We start from the raw sequence: 17,421 nt of genomic DNA, 5'->3' as shown, positions 1-17,421 counted from the left end.
AAAAACCCGCCAGATGGCGGGTTTTTTATGTCTTTGGCGCCGGGTCGCTCATCAACTTGTTGAGTTCGTCGACTAACTCACCGGTGCCGTCCGGGTTGTAGCCCAGGTGATGCTCGACCACCAAGCCGTTCTTGTTGACGATAAACATGTTGGGCAGGGCCTTCACCCCGTACCTGTCGCTGATGGCGCCGTGGGCGTCATGGGTAAAGGTCACTTGAAAGTCTTTGAGCTTGCGCACTATGGCCCGGTAGCGCCGTGGCGGTTCGTGAAAATTGATAGCGACGATCTCCAGCTGATCCTTACCTACCTGGCGCTGAATACCTTCCAGCACTTTCATTTCCTACAGGCAGGGCCCGCACCAGCTGGCCCAGAAGGTGGCCACCACCACCTTGCCCTTACGCTGGCTAAGCTCCACCGGCTTGCCGTCCGGGGTATTGCCTAAAAACGAAGGGGGAAGTTCGCCGGGTTCAACGGCCGCCAAAGCCTGGCTGGAAATCATCAGAAAAACCAAGCCGTACAAGTGTTTAACTATGGACATATCCCTGTCTCCCAAAGGCCGATGTTGATATAACATGGGCACTTATCAATGCCATAATGCCCGGGCAATGCCAAGGAGATGCTGTATGCAGGATGAGCAGGAATTCGATGCCGAGCGCATCAAGGCCATCAGGGCCAAGACAGGTTTAACCCAAAAAGCCTTTGCCGAACTGATTGAAGTGAATATGGGCACCCTGCGCCATTGGGAGCAGGGGCGAAGGGTACCCACAGGGCCGGCCAAGGCTTTGCTGCGGGCCCTGGAAAAGGACGTGGTAGCGGTACTGGCTGCGTTGCAATAAGCCTTAGTCGGCCAGGTGCCCCTGAGCTAGGCGCAGGGCTGGCATCAAGGACGCGCCAAACAGCGGGCCGTGGGAGAGGGCCGGAAACTCCCGGTAATGGCTGGTGATGCCGGCCTTGCCCGCCAAACGGCGCGCGGCCTCAAGGGCCGCATCCTTGGGCACGGCACCCATCATCTGTTGGCGGGCCTTGAGCCTGGCCTGCTGGGCGCCATCCAGTACCCGCTCGGGAGCCTTGGCGCCGCCATGCATGATAAGCACCTGGTTCTTGCCCCCTTCCTTGCCAGCAAAAGCCGCCAGGCGCGTGAGCATATCGCCCCCTTGCCACCACAGCGCCGGATCGGCGGCGGCATAGCCGCTAAATTCCCCTTCTGTCTGGGTCAGGGCGTAGAGCACAAAGAGCCCGCCAAAGGAGTGGCCCCACAGGGTTTGCCGCGCCGGGTCGGTTTTTACTAAGGCCCTGACGTGGGCCTTGATGGGGCCGGTCAGCAGCGCCAAAAAGGCATCGCTGCCGCCACCGGGGCGAGCTTCATTGATGGCTTTGCCATCGCGCCTGGGCTCGGTGTAATCAAAGGCCCGGGCCCTAACATCAAAGCGCAGCTTGGTCTGGTAGCCGACGGTGACAATCACCGGCGGGTCGTCCTGCAAGGTGGCCAGCATAGCGTCGTTAAGGCTTGCCAGGGCGCTGTTGCCGTCCAGCAGATAAATCACCGGGTAGCCGCTGGCCGGTGGCGCCTTGTTGGGCAGGGCTGTCACCACCCGGTAATGGCGCTGGCCGTCGGCCGAGGTAAAGGCGTGGGTGTCAAAGTAGTAATAGGCCGAACCGGTATCGGCGATGGTGGGGTCGAGGGGTTTGCTGAGATCCGGGGCGGCGAAGGCGGCCATTGGCAGGCACAGCAGCCAAAACAGCAGTTTCATGGCGATTCCTTGAAAAAAGCCCGCACGGCGGCGGGCTGGCGTTAGAACGAGTAGGTGGCGGAGGCGTAGTAGGCCCGGCCCGGTTCGTTGTAGGTATTGGCCCCGGCGCTGGAGCCGGTGGACTGGCGGAACAGCTGGCGGTCAGTGAGGTTGGACACCCCAAAGCCCAGGCGCAGGCTGGGGTTGAACCGGTAGTTGCCGCCCAGGCTAAAGAGGCTGTAGGGGCTTCGGGTTTCCAGGGCGTCGCCTTCGGCTTCGCTGCCGTTGAAGTTGATGGTTTGGGGCTTTTGCTTGCCGTAGCGGGTGGCGGTAAAGGACAACGACAACGCCTCGCTCAGCTGCCAATCGATAAAGGAATTGACGGTGTAGCGGGGGATCACCGACAGCGGCTGGTCGGTATCGAGGTTCTTGTTTTTGTCCATGTAGGTGACGTTGGTGTTCCAGCTCAGCACCTCGCCGCCCCGGCCCAGCAGCGGCACCCGCAGGCTGCCCTCAACCCCTTCGATACGGGCCTTGGACGCATTGGTCCACTGCATTATCCAGGCGCCGGAGGCGTTCTGGCCCACCGGCACCATGCCCGAGACAATCTTGTTTTTGTAATCGTTACGAAAGTAGGCCACCGAGGCGTTCCAGCCATGGTGCTGGTATTGCAGCCCCAGCTCCTTGTTGACGCTGGTTTCCTGCTCCAGGTTGTCGTTGCCGAGGATATAGCAGCCCTTGCCCTGGCTGGGGTAATCCTGGGGGCAGCCATTGCCACGGGTGTAATAGAGGTAGTTGGGGTCGGCCTGGTAAAGGTTGGGCGCCTTGAAGGCTTTGGCTACCCCGGCCCGCACCGTGATGTCGTCGGTCAGCTGGTAGGAGGTACTGATGTAGGGGCTCCAGTTACCGCCAAACTGGCTGTAATGGTCAAAGCGCACCCCGGGGGTGACTATCCAATCGAGGCTCAGCTCGATGTTGTCTTCCAAATAGAGGGCGTAATAGCGGCTGTCGTTTTTGCCGTCCCGCTGGTCGCTCAGGCCGTCAATGTCGCCGCCGCCAAGGCTTTGAGACATGGAGTAGGGGTCGTCCAACTGGTCGCGGCCGAGTTCAAAACCCAGGGTGCCGGTTTGGGTGACGTTACCGAGGCTGAAGGGAATAACGGTGTTACCGCTCAGCAGGTAGCTGTCGTAGGTGGAGGTGGACCAACTGGCGTCACTGGTGATGCTGCCTTCCACGCCGCCAGCTAGGCCTTCGTTGAGGCGGTGGTTGCGGGTTCGCTCAACGGAGAACGACAACTGGGTGCTGCCCCAATCCCAGTTGCCACGGTGGCTGACCGCGCCGCTGCTGCGATAGAGGATATTGGTTTCGGCGCCGTCGCTGGCGAGGCTAGTTAACAGTTCCGAGCCGCCGCTGCTTACCGCGCGGTCACCGCTGTAGATATTGCCCTGGCGGCTAAAGGCACCTTCAAATTCAATGACCTGCTGCTTTGATAAATCCCAGCGCAATAAGCCGTTAATGTCCTTGTTGCGCACCCCTTCGCGGCCAGCCGGGGCGGTGGCGGTATCGCTGCTGGCGTAGGCGCCGTTGAGCTCAGGGCTATCGGCGTCGGTTTTATTGACGTTGCCGTAGAGGCGGAAAGACAGAGTGTCGGTGAGGCCGCTAGAGAGGTTAAAACCGGCCCGGCGCGAGGCGCCTTCGCGGCTGTCTTCGGGCTCGTTGCCATAGAGGCTGACCGAGCCTTTAAAGTCTTTGGCCGGCTTTTTGGTGATGATGTTCACCACGCCGCCAGCGGCCCCGGAGCCGTAACGGGCGGCGGCCGGGCCACGCAGCACTTCGATGCGTGCTACCGCTTCAACCGGCACCCAGTTGGAGTCGCCCCGAGTGTTGCGCTCGCCGGATTTCCCCATGCGGATGGCATCGCGGGAGCTGACTGGTTTGCCGTCAATCAAGATCAAGGTGTTCTCCGGGCCCATGCCGCGGATATCGATTTGCCGGCTGTTGCCGTATTGGCCGGAGGCGCTGTTGCCGGTGAGGTTGACCCCCGGCATCTTGCGGATGATCTCCGACAGATCGTTAGCCGGCGGCCGGCGAATAAGATCGTCAGCAGAGATGATGGACACCCCCAGCGACTGTTTGATTTGCTCCTCGGCGCTGCCCAGGACCGTGATCTTTTCATCCACCTGGGTCTTTTTAGGGGGGTGTGAGTCTTGGTCTTTGGCTTGGGCCAGGCAGGTGCAAAGGGCCAGGGTCAGGGCACTGACCGCGGATACAGTGGCCGGTATGGGGCGCGCCATCTCTATCTCCTTTAGAGTTAATGAGTTTGCAAATGATAGTTATTATCAATGGTGCCGAAAGGTACACCTGTACTGCAGCAATGTAAAGCGAGGGGAGCAGCGCCAGGGCGTGCTGGCGGTTTTAAACGTTCAAGGGTAAATAACGATGGGGGTGCCGGGGGCGATGGCACGCCACAGCTTGTCCATGTCGGCGTTGAGCAGGGCGATGCAGCCGTTGGTCCAGTTGGAGGGCTGCACCTTGGGGTTAAAGCCGTTGCGCTGGCCGTGGATCATGATCCGCCCGCCTGGGCTAAAGCCACGGGAGCGGGCCTTGGCGAGGTCGGTGTCGTTGGGGTAGCTGATGTGAATGGCTTTGTAAAAGGCCGAGTCGGCTTTCTTGTAATCCAGCAGGTAGCGGCCTTCGGGGGTGCGCTGGTCTCCTTCACGGAGCTTTGGACCATAAGGCGCCGGCCCCAGGGCTATCCAAAACCGCGTTAGCACCTTGCCGTCTTTCATCAATGCCAGGCTGTAGCTGGACTTGTGCACCACCACCATGTCGGCCATGGGCGAAGCCAGGCACAACCAGGGGCAAAGTAGCAGCAGTAGGGGCAACAGGGTTTTCACGGTGCAGGCAAGGTCACTGTTTAAGTTTTGTTCATCATAAAGCTTTTGCGGTGAGGGAAAAGGAACAGGATCACGTTTTTAAAAGCCGGCTGGGGAAGTGGTTGTTCACTTTTCAAGGCTCGATGCGCTAACCGTTTGGCAATATTGTGGTTTTCATGGCCTTGGCAAGGGCGGCTTCTGGGCGCTTTAAGGGGCGATGCCGTGGCTGAAAAGCGGCTCCTGCACATAAATTGTGACGCAGCTGTGAATTCTTGGCCCCAGTTGGTGTCCATCAGGGACCGTAGCGCTATGTTGCGTTTAAGCCCTCGTTCAGGACGCCGGTACGCCAAGGAATCAGCCATGCTAAGACCCCTGCTCATCACCTGTTCTTTAACCCTGCTGGCGGGCTGCTCCGGCCTGTGGGCCGGGGACGGCGAAACCCCCTACGGCAAGGTGAGCTTCTCCGAAGATGGCCGTACTTACCTGAGTGTCAACAGCACCAACGGCGGGCGCTGCAACAGAGTGGTGCTGGACGGGCACTATGCCCAGCGCAGCTTTGGCGAGCAGCTGGAAATAAGCCCCGGCACCCATACCCTGTCCTGCGGGGCGGAGGTGACCTTCAAAGTGCCCAAGGGCACGCTTTACAGCCTCAATCGATGGCAGGCCTGGCAATAAAAAAGCGGGCTGTTGCCCGCTTTTTTAATAGTAGCTGTAGGTAAAACTCACCCCAAAGGTACGGGGCGGGGTGTACAGGTCGGTACTGATGGACAGATCCGAGGTTGCCAAATCCTGCAGGTAGGCTTGGTCGTCCTGGTTGAACAGGTTCTTGGCCCACAGCATCACTTCCAAATTGCCACTGGCGCTCACCAGGCCGAGACGGGCATCCACCCGGTTGCTGGCGTTGAGGCGGGTGGCCTCCAGGTTACGGGCATCTTGGTACATGCGGCTGTGGTAGCTGTAATCGGCGCCGGCCAGCAGATCCCAGTCTTTTAGCACAGTGCGGGTGTAGCTCAGGCCCAACGTAGCGGTCCATTTGGAGGCGCCGGGCAGTTGGTTGCCGGTGCAATCGCTATTGCTGGCGCAGTTATGGAAGCTGTCGAAGGTGGCATCGGCATAACCGCCTGAGGCCTTGATGGACAGGCCCTCTGTGGCCCTGAAGGTCAGCTCGGCTTCCAGGCCCTTGCTGGTGGCCGCCGGGCCGTTAACCACCCGGTTGACGCCGCTGTCGTCCACCACCCGGGTTTGAATGTCTTCATAATCGAGGTAGAAGGCCGCCAGATTCAGGCGCATGCGCCGGCCCAGCAGGTCGCTTTTGAGGCCAATCTCATAGCTGGTGACGGTTTCCTTGCCAAAGCTCATGTCCGGGTGGCTGGCGTCGCCGCCTATGGCCTCAAGGGACTGGGGCCTGAAGTTATACCCCCCTTCCTTATAACCGCGCGATACCTTGGCATAGCCGTGCATGGGCAACTCGGTCAGGCCGCTGATGCTGGCGTTAAGGCCGGTGGTCCAAGACACGAAGTTGTCGTTCTGTTTTTGGTGCGTCTCGGGAATATCCACGTAGTTGTTGAGATAAAGCCCGGGCAGGGAGGTGGCAAAACCCTGCTGGAAGAAGGCCATCTTTTTCTCCACCTCGGAGTAACGCAGCCCCACAAAGCCGCTGTAACGGTCGGTGAAGTCATAGGTGAGGTTACCGAAGGCGGCGGCGCTTTGGGTTTTCACGTCACCGCCGAGAGTGACGCCGTTACCGGCATCGGCATTGAAGCTGGTGGGGTAGGGGGCGCTAAGGCCGGTGGGAATGCCGTAAATGCCGGTGCCGGTGCCAAAGAACTGGTCGTTGTCCGAGTCGTTATTGAGGTAAAAGAGGCCAGCCACGTAACGCAGCGCCTTGTCGGCCGGTGAGATCAGCTGGAATTCCTGGGTGAACTGGTCGTCGTTTTCCTGCTCGACGCTGTAGTAGATGTCGAGGCTGGTGCCGTCAAGATCGGTACCGGCGGTGGAGTCGTATTGCTTGCGGGCGGTGATGGACTTGAACTGGTAGCCGTTGTCGAAAAGGTAACTTAAGGTGGCGTCCAGGCCCCAGTTGTCGCGCTTGCCGAACAGGCGGTTGCTGTTGGCGTAGAGATCGCGCTTGTCGCTGGTGGTGAAATCGCTGGCAGTGGCGCCGGCGTTGTAAAAGGCCACGGCGGCCAGGCCATAGGGGCTGACGGCAATCAGCCTGTTGCCCGGCGGGGTGCTGTCTTCCTTGAGGCGGTCGGCGCTGATATCGATGGTGAGTTTGTCGCTTGGGGTCAGCCGGAATTGGGCGCGGCCGCCGTAGCGGTCTTCGTCCTGCAATTTGCTGCCGTCGGCAAGGTTGGTTTGAAAGCCGTCCCGCTTAACGCTAAAGCCGGTGAGGCTGGCGGCCAGCAGGTTTTCCACCAGGGGGCCTGAGACATAACCGTTGACGCGGCGCAGGTCATCGTTGCCCAGGTCCAGCTTCAGTTTGCCTTCGAGGAGATCGGAGGGTTTGCGGGTAGTGATGTTGACCACCCCCAGGTTGGTGTTCTGGCCAAAGAGGGTGCCCTGGGGGCCGCGCAGCACTTCCACCCGCTCGATATTACTCAGTTCTTGGTTAAAGCCGGTGGCCCGGCCATACACCACACCATCGACATAAATGCCCAGGCCCGGGCTGGTGCCGGAGTTGAACACACCGTTGGGGTTGGAGGGCACGCCGCGCATGTTGACGGTGGTGGCAAAGGGGGAATAGGTGGCCATGGTGAGGTTGGGCACTGAGTACTGGATGTCCTGGAAGGTCTGGATATTGCCCCGCTCCAAATCCTTGTTGGTCAGTACCGACACCGCCAGCGGCACTTCCTGGAGGTTCTCGCCCCGCTTCTGGGCGGTGACGGTGATTTGTTCAATCGCTAGGCCGTCGTCCTTGGTGTCTGCCTGTTCCTGGGCCAGGGCGCTTGCCAGTGGCAGCATCAGCAGCAGGCCGGGCAGGGCCTTGCGGGTCGGGTTGCTGGTGTTCAATGTCCATCTCCTCACAATGTCGGTGTTGTTATGGGTAGCCCGCTCTGACGGCGGCTGACCTTAAGGGATGCCCTGTTACAACCAAGGACAGCTTGGTCTCTTATAGCCCGGCGCCGCTGGCTGCTCTTCCGACTTTGCAAATCAGCACAAAATGGCTTTTTTAGGAGTCTTTGTAGGTAATTTCGTCATGGTTTGGTACCGGAACTGTTAAGTCGTTAACACTCTGGGCCTCCCCCACAGGCGGCGGATTTTGTAAGGTAGGGAAAAAAGCGCCAAAGGAAGCACAGATGAAAGCGCTACTGGATCAACCCGTTACCTTGCAGCTCAACAGCCTTATCATTTTGCTCGGTCTTTGCCTGGGGGCAGGGCTGGGATTTTTCATGTGGTGCAGCGCCAAAACCAGCAAACCGGCCCGCAATTACCTGGGGGCCCTGTTGGTGTTGACGGCAGTGCTGGCCCTGGCTCACGTTTGGCAACGTGAAAGCCTTTACTACACCAACCTGGCGCTCACCGTCACCTCCTTGCAGATGGCCCTCGGCCCCTTGCTCTACCTCTATACCTGCAGCCAGACCCAAAGCGATTTTTGCTGGCACCCCAGCCAGCTTTGGCACCTGCTGCCGGCGGTGTTGCTGGCCCTGCTGTGGCAATGGCAGCTGCCCCTGGAACCCGGCGATTGGCTGAGCCTCGGCTGCGTTGGCGCCGAGCCTTGCGATCTGCTCAATCAAAGCCGCTTTGTACACCGCGCCGCTACTTGGGTATCGCTGCTGGGTTACGGGGCGCTGTCCCTTGGCCTGCTCAAGCCTTATGAGGCGCAGATCCGCGCCTGTTACTCGGATATCGACGGCATCAACCTTGCCTGGCTTCGCAACATGATCTTCGGCTTTATCGGCCTGACCCTCTTTGCGGTGGTACTGGAAGTGGCCCATTGGCTGGGCTGGCTGCTGCCTCTTAACGGCGGCAATCTCCAGGCCTGGGGGCCCATTGTCTGGTCGCTGATGATTGCCCGCTACGGCTTTCGCCAACGGGTTTTGGCCGAGCAGGGGGAAGCCCATGGCGCGCCTTTACCGGCGGTGGCGGCTGAGCCGGCGCCGCCTCTTCACAGCAGCAAATACCAGACCAGCAGCCTCACCCGAGCCGACGCCAAAGCCCTTTGGGTGCGGCTGCAAGGGCTGATGAGCAGTGACAGCCCCTATCTGGAGCACGGCCTTAAAATCTCGGAGCTGGCCACGCGGCTCAAGGTGCCGGTGCATCACCTGTCCGAGACCATCAATGGCTATGCCGAGCAGAGCTTTTATGACTTCATCAACCGCTACCGCCTGGACGAAGCGCTGCGGCTGCTGGCCGACCCGGCCATGGCCCACTTGTCGGTGACCGACATCGGCTTCCAGGCCGGTTTCAACTCTAACTCCACCTTCTTTGCTCACTTTAAAAAACGCTTCGACCAAACCCCAAGGGAGTACCGCCGCCAACTGGCCCTGACCCCGGCCTGAGCTTTTTGATGGCGATTTGCAAAGTCGGAGGCAGCGCTTTTGGCTTTGCGATACAGCTACAGGCAACCGGCCCCACGGGGTCTTTTGCTTGAGAGGTCAAGGCATGACATTTCGAAAACCCCTGGCGGTGGCGTCCCTGGCGCTGCTGGTATTGGCGGCGGTAGTGGTGGTACGGACCCTTCTATTTACGCCCAAGCCCCAGCCACATCTGGCCAAAGCCGAGCTGGCGGTGGACTCGCAGCGTATTGCCAGCCACCTGAGTGAGGCCATCGCTTTTGCCACTGTTTCGTATGACGACCCTGCCCAGATTGACCGTGCCCCTTTCCAGGGCTTTCTGGCCTGGCTGGCCACTACCTACCCCAAGGTGCACGCCAACCTGAAAGTCGAGGCCATCAACCACTACGGCCGGCTCTTTACCTGGCCGGGGTCTGACCCAAGCCTTGCCCCCATCTTGCTGTCGGCGCACTACGACGTGGTACCGGTCCAGCAAAGCAGCGCCGGGCTCTGGCAACAGCCACCTTTTAGCGGCCTTATCAAAGACGGTTACATCTGGGGCCGGGGCGCCCTGGACGATAAAAGCGCGGCAGTGGCGCTGATGGAGAGTTTAAGCGACCTGGTTAACGCTGGCTTTTCGCCCCGGCGCACCCTGATGGTGGCCCTTAATTTCGACGAAGAAGTGGGCTCCGAGCATGGCGCCAAGGCCATTGCCGCCATGCTCAAGGCCCGGCACATCGAGCCGCTTTGGTCGCTGGATGAAGGCTCTTTTGTGCTGGACGGGGTCGTATCGGGGGTGGCGCTGCCGGTGGCCAGCATCAACGTGGCCGAAAAGGGCTATCTCACCATCGATGTCACCGCCCATGGTCAGGGCGGCCACAGCTCCATGCCGCCTCACCAGACGGCGGTGGGCATCTTGGCCCAGGCTCTGGTGCGGCTGCAAAACGCGCCGGTGCCGGGGGGCCTTGACGGCCTTAGCGCCGAAATGTTCGACAACCTTGCCCGTTACATGCCGTTTGATAAACGGCTGCTGTTTGCCAACCGCTGGCTGTTCGGCGCTTTGCTTAACGCCGAGCTGTCCAAAAGTGCCACCACCAACGCCACCCTGCGTACCACCACGGCCCCAACCATGCTCTCTGGCAGCGTTAAATCCAACGTGCTGCCGGTAACTGCCGAAGCGGTGATCAACTTCAGGCTGCACCCCAGGGACAACGTCGACTCAGTGCTGCGTTATGTGCAAAAGACCATCGACGACGACAGGGTCAGCATCGCGGTGCGGGATGGGCGCAATGCCTCCAGCGTCTCCGACAGCCAAGGCCCCGGTTTCCTGGCCCTGGCCAAGGCCAGCCGCGAAGTCTATGGCGACGTGGTGGTAACGCCGGGGTTGACGGTAGGCGCCACCGACAGCAGCTATTACGACAGCGCCGTCCAGAACGCCTATCGCTTTAACCCCATGGTCCTTAAAAAAGACGAGCTTGGCATGTTCCACGGCATCAACGAGCGGATAACGGTGGCCAACATGGCGGCCGCCACCCGCTTTTACTCCTTGCTGATGAAGGACGCTGCCAGCCACTGATCAGGCGGCCTACCAGAAGATCAATAGTACGGTGGCGGCGGTCAGGCCGCCCATGGTGCGGGCAAACCAGCGCTGGCGCCGGGCGCTGTGCAGCAGCTGCTTGATGCCGACCCCGAACACTATCCACATCAGGTTCATGGCCGAGCCGGTGAGGTTCCAGGCCAAAATTAAGAGCAGGATGGACGGCCAGTAGCTATCACCGGGCAGGCTAAAAGCGCTGACCGACGCCAGGCTGGTGGCCCAGATTTTGGGGTTGATGAATTGAAACACCGCCGCGCCTGCGACTCCCAGCGGCTGTTGCTGTTCGCGGGCGTTACTGAGCTGGCTTTGGCTTATCTTCCAGGCCAGATACAAAAGGTAACAGGCGGCCAGCACCTGCAAGGCCAGGTGCACCCTGGGGTAGCGGGCCAGCAGATCGCCAAGGCCGGCGGCCACCCCTAGCAGCATCACCGTGGTGCCGATGCGGATCCCGAGCCAGAACGGCAGGCTGCGCCAGAGCCCAAACTGGGCGCCGCTGGCGGTTAGCAGCATGTTGTTGGGGCCTGGGGTGCCGGTGGCGGCCAGGGTAAAGAGCAGGGCTGCCCCAAAAGTAGCGATCAGGTCGTGGCTCACAAGGATTCCTTAATTGTATGGGTGCAATTTTGGTAGATAGCGGGGCGGTGTACCTCCATCAGGTTTTGGGGCGCGGCGGGGGCAGTAAAACCCAGTTGCCGGTACAGCGGGTGGGCGTCGCGGGTGGCCAGCAATAGGCGCCTTAATGCCTGGGCCCAGGGCTGGGCAAAGACTTCTCCCAGCATCCACTTGGCCAGGCCCAAGCCCCGGTATTCGGGCAGAACAAACACATCAGCCAGGTAGGCAAAGGTGGCTTTGTCGGTTATCAGGCGGCCAAAGGCGATTTGCTGGTTGCCCTTAAAGAGCCCGAAGCAGTAGGAGCCGGCCAGGGCCTTACCGACCTGGGCGCGGCTGATCCCTGCCGCCCAATAGCTCTGGCTAAGAAAGCCGTGGATCACGTCCAGCTGCATCATGGCGTTGTCGTCGCTGAGCAGCACATCACCCTGGTGGCACCACATGGGAACTCCTGACTGGCATAGTGGGGTTGGCTCTGTCAGAATGATGCAATTGCGTTATTTTGTATGGCAACAATTTTATTGTTATGGTGACAATCTGGACTCCCGACCTTAGCCCCTTTAGCGGGCCCAAGTACCTGATGCTGGCCGATGCCATTGCCGCCGCCATTGCCCGTGGCGAGCTGGAAGCCGGTGCCCGGCTGCCGCCACAGCGGCAATTGGCCGACAAGCTGGGAGTGACGGTGGGCACCGTCACCCGGGCCTATGACGAAGGGCGCCGCCGCGGCCAGTTGGAGGCCAGGGTGGGCAGCGGCACCTATGTGCGGGGCAATGAGCGGCCGATGCCAGTGGTGCCCATGGGCGGCCCCCTGGCCATGGACGGCGCCATGGCGCCGCTTGGGCCGCAAGGGCAGATGATGAGCGAGGCGCTGCAGGCCCTGGCCGCTGACGCCAACTGCCTGTATCAGTGCCTGCCTTACCCTCAGGAAAACGGCCTTGCCCACCAGCGCCTGCGTTTTATCGATTGGCTGGCGGTGCAGGGGTTGGTGGTCACCGACCAGCAGCTATTGCTGACCTGTGGCGGCCAGCATGGCCTGAGCCTGGCATTGGAAGCCTTGTGCCAAAGCGGCGATACGGTGCTGACCGAAGGCATGTCCTTTCCCGGTATCCGCATGGCCTGCGAGCGCCAGGGCCTCAAAGCCGTGGGCCTGGCCATGGACGAGCAAGGCCTGCTGCCCGACGCCCTAGAAGCGGCCTGCCGCCAGTACCGGCCACGGGTACTCTACCTGACCGCCAACCTGCAAAACCCCAGCTGCGCCACTTTGCCACTGGCGCGCCGCCTACGCATCCTGGCCCTTTGCCGCCAGTTTGACGTGCGCATCATCGAAGACGACGTGCAGTTTGTGGACCCGGCCATCAAGCCCCCGGCCTTTTTCACCCTGGCGCCGGATATCACGGTGTTTGTTTCAAGCTTTTCAAAGCGTTACAGCGGGGCTATGCGAGTGGGTTTCATGCTGTTCGACAGCGCCCTGTACCAGCGGCTGCTGTTTTGCCTGCGTGCCTCGGTGTGGACCGTCTCTCCCTTGCAATTGGAGCTGGTTAGCCGCTGGCTGGCCGACGGCCAGATGCAGCGCCTGGAAGCTTGGCTTGGCGAGGAAATGCGGGCCCGGCGGCGCCTGGCCGACAGCATCCTCGGTGAAGGTTTACTGCAAGGCGACCCCAGCAGCTTTAACTGCTGGCTGGTGTTGCCCGAACCCTGGCGGGCCGCTGACTTTGCCAGAGCCACCCTGGAGCAGGGAGTGAAGGTGCGTACCGGTGAAGACTACGCGGTGGGGCGTTTTGCCGTGCCTCAAGGAGTGCGCCTTAGCATCAGCCAACCGGCGGGCCATGCCCAGTTGGCCGAGGCGCTGGGGGTGCTGAAAAAGCTGCTGGACCAAGGCCCGGGGCTAACCCAGGCCATTGTCTAGGTACTCGGCAGACTGCATCTCGGTCAGGCGGCTCAAGGTGCGCCGGAATTCAAAGTTAAGGGTTTCACCCTGGTAGAGATTGGCCAGTGGTAGCGGTACTTCCAAATAAAGGGCGACATGGCGGTCGTAAAGCTCGTCCACCAGGCTGATAAAGCGCCGCGCCGGATCGTCGCCCTCGGCGTAGAACACCTGGCGCTCGCCGGTCTGGGTGGCTTCGGCGCCATCTTCGGTGCCACGGGCTTTGATCCATTCATGGGCCTTGCCCCCAAGCACCGGCACCTGGCTGACCAGCACCTGGCGAAACTGCCCGGCAAGATCGATGTAATCCAAGGCCGAGCGCGGCCCGCCACAGAGGGTGGCAAAGTCCATCCAGACGCTGCGGCTGCCAGCGGCCCGTACCGCAAGTTCGCGCCCACAAAGGCGGATATGGCGGCGGTTATCTGGAGCCTGCTCCAAAGCGGCAAACAACGCGGCGAAGTCGGCTTGCCCCGGCGCGAAGCAGGTTTGCACCCGGCGCAAGTGGCGGAGGCGGTGATCGTCGCCGCCATCGAGATGCAGCTCTTGGCAGTGGCGAGTCAGCAGGGCAATGCCTGGCGCGAAACGTTCGCGCTGCAAGGCCTGTTGAAAGAGGCCGCCAATGGCGATATTGGAGGTGGCCACCAGTACCAGACCTTTGGCAAAAAGGGCCTGGAACAGCCGCTGGATCAGCATGGCATCGCCGATGTCGGCCACAAAAAACTCGTCAAAGCACAATACCTTGCAGCTTTTTCCCAGTTCGTTGGCAATGGCCACCAGCGGATCGGCCTGCCCTGCATGGTCATTCAAGGCCCGGTGCAGCCATTTCATAAAGTGGTGAAAGTGCTGGCGCACCGCCATGCCTTCGGGCAGCGCCGCAAAGAACAAGTCCATCAGCATGGTCTTGCCGCGCCCCACATCCCCCCAAAGGTAAAGCCCGCGAGGATTGCCCGGCTGTTGCAGGGCCTGGTAGAGGGCTTCTAAGGCATCGATGGCCTGCTGCTGATTGGGGTCGGCCACAAAGCCAGGCTCTGCCAGCCGGGCCTGATAGCGCGCTTTAGGTGACAACTTCATGATCTGGATAAGGATTGGCGCCGGGAAATGCTGGCATTATGGCGTTATCTCGGGCCTCGGTGCAAAGCACCGGCCCTGTCGTTGGGAGACGTACATGTCCATTGAAAACAACAACAAGCCCCTGTGGTTTACCGTTTTTGCCTGGGTGATGGTGATGTGGAACCTGCTGGGGGTGGCCACCTTTGCCCTTCATGCGCTTTCCAAGCCCGAGCTTGGCCGCTTGCCGCCGGAGCACCAGGCCCTTTATGCCAGCGAGCCCTGGTGGTCAGTGTTGGCCTTTGGGGTGGCGGTGGTGGCGGGCCTGGCCGGGGCCTGCGCCCTGATGCTGGGGCGGCGCCAGGCTTTTGGCTGTTATCTGGTGTCTTTGGCTGGGGTGTTGGTGCAGCAGTTTTACAGCTTTGGGGTGGCTGACAGCCTCAAGGTGCTGGGCACCGGCTCCCTTGCCATGCCGCTTTTTGTGCTGGTGCTGACCCTGGCTCAGTTGCTGGTGGCAAAACTGGCCGGTAAGCGCGGTTGGGTGGGGTAAAGAAAAAGCCGCCTGTTGGCGGCTTTTTTCAGGCCCGGCGCCGCAGCGCCAGCTCGTCTTTGATTTGCCGCTCAGCCTCTTCGCTGGCCCGGGTTTTACTGCGCCGTTTGGTCGACCAATTGGCTTCGGACACCTTGAAGCGCTGAATAAGGGCGGTGAGTTTGTCCCCCAGGTTACGAATGTCCTGGCCCAGAGTATTGGCCAGCTCGGAGGTTTGCTGAGCCTGGGCAAAGCTGGCGTTCATTTCGTCGTAATGCCCCGACACCTTGCTAAAAATCGCCTGTTGGGTCTGGATGGCCTCGTTGATGTTGTCCACCCGCTGGCTGATGGCGCCCATGGCCTGGGTTACCGAGCTCAGCTGCTCGGTGGCTTCGCTCATCCGCTCGGACGAGTTGTCCAGGTTGTGTTTACCTTCTTCCATCAGCCGTACCACCTTCATGGTGCTGGTCTGGATGGTGTGAACCATGTCGGTTACCTCACCGGTGGACTCCCGGGTCTTGGCCGCCAGGTTACGCACCTCGTCGGCCACCACCGCAAAGCCGCGGCCGGCTTCCCCGGCGCGGGCTGCCTCGATGGCGGCGTTAAGGGCCAAAAGGTTGGTCCGTTCGGAGATGCTGTTGATAACGTCAATCACCTTGGCGATGCGGTCAGTGTCACCTTTTAAAAGATCGATGGCCGAGACCATCTCCGCCATGCTGCCGGAGAGCTGGTGCATGGTGTCGGCAGCCGACTCCACCACCCGGTGGCTGTCGTCCACGGTTTTATTGCCCTGGGAGGTGGCGTCGGTAATGGCCACCAGCTCGCTGTCTACTACCTTGCTGGCTTCGTCGGTGCGCTCAAGGTAAAGGGCTACCGAGTCGGCCTCGCGTTTTTGCACCGCGATGGCATCGGAGAGCGAGCCGTTGATGTCGGCCTGTTCGCTGGATATGGGCACCAAGCGCATCACCGAGCCAATCAGTTCGGCAAAGGTGGTGTCGAGCTTGTCGATAAAGGTGTTCACCTTGCCGGCCAGTTGGGCCAGCTCGTCCTTGCCTTTGACATTGAGCCGCTGGCTCAGGTCGCCCTCGCCACTGGCCAGGTTATCGAGGGTGTAAATCAGGGTATGGATGGGGCGCACGATAAGGTTTGCCACCAGCCAGCCCAAAAGGCCCCCCACCAGCAGCGCCACGGCGGAGGCTATCAGCGTTTTGGTTATGGCGTGCTGGCGAAGTAGCGCCACCGGCGCAAAGGCTTCTTGCTGGCTCATGGCGCTAATAAGGGCCCAGTGCTGCTGGCCAATTTTTAGTGGCCGGTAGGCCAGCAGTTGTGGGTTGTCACCTTGGGTGGTGGTAAAGCCGGTTTGGCCGTTAAGGGCGGCGGTTACCGCCGGGTTATCCACCTTCAAAAGGCCCATGGTGCTGTCGTTTTGGCCAATGCTGTCAATCAGGCTTGGGCTCTGGCCCTGAGCTTTTAGGGTATCGAGGAAGGCGCTTTTATTTTCCAGCAGGGTGCGGCTGTTGCTGCGCATGGTGCCGTCCTGGCCGACCAGATAGGTCTCGCCGCTGCTACCAAGGCCGTTACTTTGCCATTGCTGATCGTGGGTCATTACTGCGTTGAGGCGGTCGACCGGCATCTGGAAGATAAGCACGCCAATCTTTTTGCCGTCATCGACTATCGGCGCCGAGACAAAGGCGGCGGCCGCATTGTAGGACGGTACATAGGGGGCGAAGTCGGTGAACTGGGCGCTGCTGCTGGTCATGCCCATGCGGTAGGCCTCGGCCAGGCCCGACTTGGCAAAGGGGCCATCTTTGAGCGAGGTGGCAAAATCCAGCTCCTTAAAGACGGTGTACACCACATCGCCGCTGGCAGCGTCTACCAAAAACACGTCATAAAAGCCGAAGGTCTGCTGGAACTGCTTGAAACTGGGGTGAAAGCGGGCGTGCAGGCGGTTGTAGTTGTTCTCGGCCGGAGCGCGCAGCAGGCTGTCTTTTTCTCCCAGCGGCGCGCTGTTGGCGCTGATGTAATCGTGTTGCAGGGCAATGGCGTTTTCCGAGAGCGCTGCCATCAGCGCGCTGGGGTTGCTGCTGGCGCCACCGTTCATGCTTTTGAATTTATTGTCGAACTGGCTTTGGTAGTAGCCGGCAAGGCCGGTTTTGTCTTCGGCCAGCTCTGTGGCACTCAAGGTCTGGGGGTAGGCCTGGTAAGCCGTTGCCAGCATCTTCATGGCGTCAATGGTGGTGGGCTCGGCGGCCATGGTGGCTGCTTGGTGTTCGATGGTCTCGAAGTAACTCTCGATGTGCTTGGCGGTGGCATTACGCACCGCCACCAGCTTGCCCTCGGCCTGGTGGCGCAGGGAGTTTTCGGCTTCGTCCATCAGCGCGTAACTAAGAACAATACTTACCACGGCGGTGGGCACAAAGGTGAGTAGGGTACCTAGTAGGATCAGCCTGGCTTTTATGGTCAGCGTCATGTTGGCCTCTCGTCAGGAACAAGGTGCAAGCAGGGAGTGAAGTGCTATTCAGTGTAGATGGGTTATCGGATTGTTAAATTTGAACTTTAGGCGAGAAAGGGCGTTTTGCAGGGCTTTTTGCGCCAGATCAAGCCGCCAATTGCCTT

General features: G+C 60.5%; 14 protein-coding genes and 1 pseudogene. 6 read left to right on the top strand and 9 right to left on the bottom strand.

From position 1 onward, the window contains the following. Nucleotides 1–25: 25 nt before the first annotated feature. Nucleotides 26–499, bottom strand: a pseudogene (locus EDC28_RS17105) (TlpA disulfide reductase family protein). Nucleotides 500–605: 106 nt separating this feature from the next. On the opposite strand from EDC28_RS17105, the gene EDC28_RS17095 reads away from it, so the two are divergent. Further along, on the top strand, nucleotides 606–836 hold the full coding sequence (locus EDC28_RS17095) for a helix-turn-helix domain-containing protein (protein ID WP_050660789.1): 231 nt from the start codon (nucleotides 606–608) through the stop codon (nucleotides 834–836). Nucleotides 837–839: 3 nt separating this feature from the next. On the opposite strand, the gene EDC28_RS17090 is transcribed toward EDC28_RS17095, so the two are convergent. From EDC28_RS17090 to EDC28_RS17080, 3 genes are all read right to left on the bottom strand, one after another. Next, complete coding sequence (locus EDC28_RS17090; protein ID WP_123422402.1) at nucleotides 840–1,751, bottom strand: alpha/beta hydrolase; 912 nt, start codon at nucleotides 1,749–1,751, stop codon at nucleotides 840–842. A gap of 41 nt (nucleotides 1,752–1,792) precedes the next feature. After that, the gene (locus EDC28_RS17085) at nucleotides 1,793–4,024 is read right to left on the bottom strand and encodes a FepA family TonB-dependent siderophore receptor (protein ID WP_123422401.1); all 2,232 of its coding nucleotides are present in this window, start codon (nucleotides 4,022–4,024) and stop codon (nucleotides 1,793–1,795) included. Nucleotides 4,025–4,153: 129 nt separating this feature from the next. Next, nucleotides 4,154–4,627: a L,D-transpeptidase family protein gene (locus tag EDC28_RS17080; protein WP_336391557.1), complete on the bottom strand. Its 474-nt coding sequence runs from the start codon at nucleotides 4,625–4,627 to the stop codon at nucleotides 4,154–4,156. Nucleotides 4,628–4,966: 339 nt separating this feature from the next. Here EDC28_RS17080 and EDC28_RS17075 point away from each other — a divergent pair, with 339 nt between their 5' ends. Continuing rightward, on the top strand, nucleotides 4,967–5,281 hold the full coding sequence (locus tag EDC28_RS17075) for a hypothetical protein (protein WP_123422399.1): 315 nt from the start codon (nucleotides 4,967–4,969) through the stop codon (nucleotides 5,279–5,281). 24 nt (nucleotides 5,282–5,305) lie between these two features. Here EDC28_RS17075 and EDC28_RS17070 read toward each other — a convergent pair whose 3' ends face one another. Further along, a complete protein-coding gene (locus tag EDC28_RS17070; protein ID WP_123422398.1) occupies nucleotides 5,306–7,618 on the bottom strand; it encodes a TonB-dependent receptor in 2,313 nt (770 codons plus the stop codon). Nucleotides 7,619–7,905: 287 nt separating this feature from the next. On the opposite strand from EDC28_RS17070, the gene EDC28_RS17065 reads away from it, so the two are divergent. Then, nucleotides 7,906–9,108 (top strand): AraC family transcriptional regulator, encoded by a 1,203-nt coding sequence (locus EDC28_RS17065; protein WP_123422397.1) that lies wholly within the window; start codon nucleotides 7,906–7,908, stop codon nucleotides 9,106–9,108. 103 nt (nucleotides 9,109–9,211) lie between these two features. Next, on the top strand, nucleotides 9,212–10,678 hold the full coding sequence (locus EDC28_RS17060; protein ID WP_123422396.1) for a M20 family peptidase: 1,467 nt from the start codon (nucleotides 9,212–9,214) through the stop codon (nucleotides 10,676–10,678). 9 nt (nucleotides 10,679–10,687) lie between these two features. Here EDC28_RS17060 and EDC28_RS17055 read toward each other — a convergent pair whose 3' ends face one another. Both EDC28_RS17055 and EDC28_RS17050 read right to left on the bottom strand, forming a co-directional pair. Next, the gene (locus EDC28_RS17055; RefSeq protein ID WP_123422395.1) at nucleotides 10,688–11,290 is read right to left on the bottom strand and encodes a LysE family translocator; all 603 of its coding nucleotides are present in this window, start codon (nucleotides 11,288–11,290) and stop codon (nucleotides 10,688–10,690) included. Further along, a complete protein-coding gene (locus EDC28_RS17050; protein WP_050660798.1) occupies nucleotides 11,287–11,748 on the bottom strand; it encodes a GNAT family N-acetyltransferase in 462 nt (153 codons plus the stop codon). Before EDC28_RS17050 ends, EDC28_RS17055 begins: the two co-directional genes overlap by 4 nt. Before the next feature lie 83 nt (nucleotides 11,749–11,831). Here EDC28_RS17050 and EDC28_RS17045 point away from each other — a divergent pair, with 83 nt between their 5' ends. Then, nucleotides 11,832–13,211 (top strand): aminotransferase-like domain-containing protein, encoded by a 1,380-nt coding sequence (locus EDC28_RS17045; RefSeq protein ID WP_148049875.1) that lies wholly within the window; start codon nucleotides 11,832–11,834, stop codon nucleotides 13,209–13,211. Here the strand turns inward: EDC28_RS17045 and zapE are convergent. Then, nucleotides 13,191–14,300 (bottom strand): cell division protein ZapE, encoded by a 1,110-nt coding sequence (gene zapE / locus EDC28_RS17040; RefSeq protein ID WP_123422393.1) that lies wholly within the window; start codon nucleotides 14,298–14,300, stop codon nucleotides 13,191–13,193. The genes EDC28_RS17045 and zapE overlap by 21 nt on opposite strands. A gap of 94 nt (nucleotides 14,301–14,394) precedes the next feature. On the opposite strand from zapE, the gene EDC28_RS17035 reads away from it, so the two are divergent. Continuing rightward, nucleotides 14,395–14,826 (top strand): hypothetical protein, encoded by a 432-nt coding sequence (locus EDC28_RS17035; protein ID WP_123422392.1) that lies wholly within the window; start codon nucleotides 14,395–14,397, stop codon nucleotides 14,824–14,826. Between the two features lie 28 nt (nucleotides 14,827–14,854). Here the strand turns inward: EDC28_RS17035 and EDC28_RS17030 are convergent, their stop codons facing one another. Further along, nucleotides 14,855–17,275: a methyl-accepting chemotaxis protein gene (locus EDC28_RS17030; protein WP_123422391.1), complete on the bottom strand. Its 2,421-nt coding sequence runs from the start codon at nucleotides 17,273–17,275 to the stop codon at nucleotides 14,855–14,857. Between the last annotated feature and the right edge of the window lie 146 nt (nucleotides 17,276–17,421).

It is taken from the genome of Gallaecimonas pentaromativorans (assembly GCF_003751625.1).
In the GTDB taxonomy this organism is placed as follows: domain Bacteria; phylum Pseudomonadota; class Gammaproteobacteria; order Enterobacterales; family Gallaecimonadaceae; genus Gallaecimonas; species Gallaecimonas pentaromativorans.
Note: the sequence above shows the minus strand (reverse complement) of the source record. Positions and strands in the feature narration are given on the sequence as shown.